Here is a 2642-nt window from a genome sequence, read left to right on the forward strand (position 1 = left end):
CTGCCACAGGCGCCGCCCGGCGCGCAGGATCACCGACGCGTCGGGACGCGTCGGGACACGTCGCTTCGAGACGCGACTCAGCGCGAGAGCAGCAGTGCCTCGCCCTGGCCGCCGCCGCCGCAGAGCGCGACGGCCGCGCGGCCCTCGCCCCGGCGGGAGAGTTCGAGGGCGGCGTGCAGCGCGAGCCGAGCGCCGGATGCGCCGATCGGGTGCCCGAGGGCGATCGCGCCGCCGTGCACGTTGACGACGTCGCTCGAGACGCCGAGTTCGCGTGCCGACTCGAGCGAGACCGCGGCGAACGCCTCGTTGATCTCGATGAGGTCGAGTTCGGCCGCCGAGCCGCCCGACTTCTCGAGCGCTGCCGCGATCGCGTTGGCGGGCTGCGCGTGCAGCGAGTTGTCGGGGCCGGCGACCTGGCCGGCCGCGCCGACGAGCGCGAGCCAGGGGAGCCCGCGGGACTCGGCCCACTCGCGGCTCGCCACGACGACGGCGGCGGCGCCGTCGGAGAGCGGAGAGGAGTTGCCCGCCGTGATCGTGCCCTCTGCGCTGAACGCCGGGCGCAGCTTCGCGAGCACCTCGACGGTGGAGTCGGGGCGGACGCCCTGGTCTTCGGCGACGACGACGGGGTCGCCCTTGCGCTGCGGGATCTCGACGGGCACGATCTCGTCGGCGAAGACGCCGTCGGCCTGTGCGGCACCGGCGCGCACGTGGGAGGCCGCGGCGATCTCGTCTTGCGCCGCTCGGTCGATCTCGTAGCGTCCGTTGAACCGCTCGGTCGAGGCGCCCATCGATTCGCGGTCGAAGGCGTCGGTGAGGCCGTCGTGAGCGGCGTGGTCGAGCATCTCCCACGATCCGTAGGCCTGACCGCGACGCGAGCCGGGCAGGAGGTGCGGGGCGTTCGTCATCGACTCCTGGCCGCCGGCCACGACGACGGATGCCTCGCCGAGGCGGATGAGCCTCGCGGCATCCGTGATGGCGACGAGGCCCGACAGGCAGACCTTGTTGACGGTGGTGGCCGGAACCCGCCACGGGATGCCGGCGGCGACCGCCGACTGCTTCGCGGGGTTCTGGCCGGCGCCCGCCTGGAGCACTTGGCCCATGATCACGGCGTCGACGTCGTCGGGGGAGACCCCGGCCTTCTCGAGCGCGCCGCGGATGGCGACGGTGCCGAGCTCGACCGCCGTCTGGCCGGCGAGGTTGCCGTTGATGCGGGCGAACGGCGTGCGTGCCCCCGCGATGATGACGACGTCGGGGATGCTCATTTTCCGGGACTCCTTCGTTCGGGTTGCGAGCTGCGCTGCTCTCAGCCTATTGTACTTTCCTGAGACCTGAACCAGCTGTCAGGTTCGCTGAACGCAGCAAGCCGATCCACCCCCACGATCCAGCCATTCACTGTTGAGAGGCACAACCCATGCGAGCTACGAAGAAGTACCTCGCGACGGCCGTCATCGCCGCCGCGACCATTGCACTGGTCGGGTGCGCCCCGACCGCCACCGGCGGCGCCGAGTCGACGGATGCCGCCGCCCCCGTGAAGGTGGCGATGCTCACGAGCCAGACCGGACCGCTCGCCGCGTACGGCGCCGCCTACACGGCGGGCTTCGAGGCCGGCCTCGACTACGCGACCGACGGCACCGGCACGGTCGACGGCCGCGAACTCGAGATCGAGTGGGCCGACGACCAGGGCAACCCCGACACCGCCGTCTCGAAGGCGAAGGACTTCATCGGCCAGGGCTACCAGATCCTCGCGGGCACCGCGGCATCGGGCATCGCAACGGCGCTCGCCGAGCAGGCCGCGCAGAACCAGATCCTCTACATCTCGGGCCCTGCGGCCGCCGACGTCATCACGGGCGTCAACGAGTACACCTTCCGCTCGGGTCGCCAGACCTACCAGGACGTCGCCACCGCCGGCACCTTCATCGGCGAGCCGGCCGGCAAGAAGGTCGTCGTCTTCGCGCAGGACAACGCCTTCGGCCAGGGCAACCTCGCCGGCGTGCAGGCCGTGCTCGGCGGCCAGGGCGCGACCGTCGAGGGAGTGCTCGTCGCCGAGGACGCGACCGAGTTCACGCCCTTCGCGCAGCAGCTCGTCGACGCGGCGCCCGACCTCGTGTTCGTCGCGTGGGCCGGCGCCTCCTCGGGCGCCATGTGGACCGCGCTCTCGCAGCAGGGCGTGTTCGACCAGGTGCCCGTCGTGACGGGCCTCGGCGACGTCGCGACCTACGGCGCCTACGGTGACGCCTCAAGCGACATCTCGTTCCTGAACCACTACTTCGGCGGTGCGGCGGGCACCGATGCCGAGGCCGCGATGATCGAGCACCTCGAAGCCGCGGGCGCCACCGCCGACCTCTTCTCGCCCGATGGCTTCGTCGCGGCGCAGATGATCGTCCAGGCCGTGCGCGAGGGCGGCGACACCGTCGACGGCATGATCACCGCGCTCGAGGGCTGGACCTTCGACTCGGTCAAGGGCGAGATCACCGTCCGCGCCGAGGACCACGCCATGATCCAGCCGATGTACCAGGCGAAGCTCGTGCAGGACGGGGCGAACTGGGTGCCCGAACTCGTCGACACCGTCGACGCCGAATCGGTGGCTCCGCCGGTCGCCGGCAAGTGACCTGCGCGGGGGGGGGGGGGGGCCGGCACCCCCC

2 protein-coding genes are annotated in these 2642 nt (G+C 72.0%); one reads left to right on the forward strand and one right to left on the reverse strand.

Translation table 11 applies throughout. From position 1 onward, the window contains the following. Positions 1 to 77: 77 nt before the first annotated feature. On the reverse strand, positions 78 to 1262 hold the full coding sequence (locus ACFTQE_RS20035; RefSeq protein WP_376926719.1) for an acetyl-CoA C-acetyltransferase: 1185 nt from the start codon (positions 1260 to 1262) through the stop codon (positions 78 to 80). 149 nt (positions 1263 to 1411) lie between these two features. On the opposite strand from ACFTQE_RS20035, the gene ACFTQE_RS20040 reads away from it, so the two are divergent. After that, positions 1412 to 2608 (forward strand): substrate-binding domain-containing protein, encoded by a 1197-nt coding sequence (locus ACFTQE_RS20040; protein WP_376926720.1) that lies wholly within the window; start codon positions 1412 to 1414, stop codon positions 2606 to 2608. The last annotated feature ends 34 nt before the right edge of the window (positions 2609 to 2642 follow it).

It is taken from the genome of Agromyces sp. NPDC056965 (genome assembly GCF_042673425.1).
In the GTDB taxonomy this organism is placed as follows: domain Bacteria; phylum Actinomycetota; class Actinomycetes; order Actinomycetales; family Microbacteriaceae; genus Agromyces.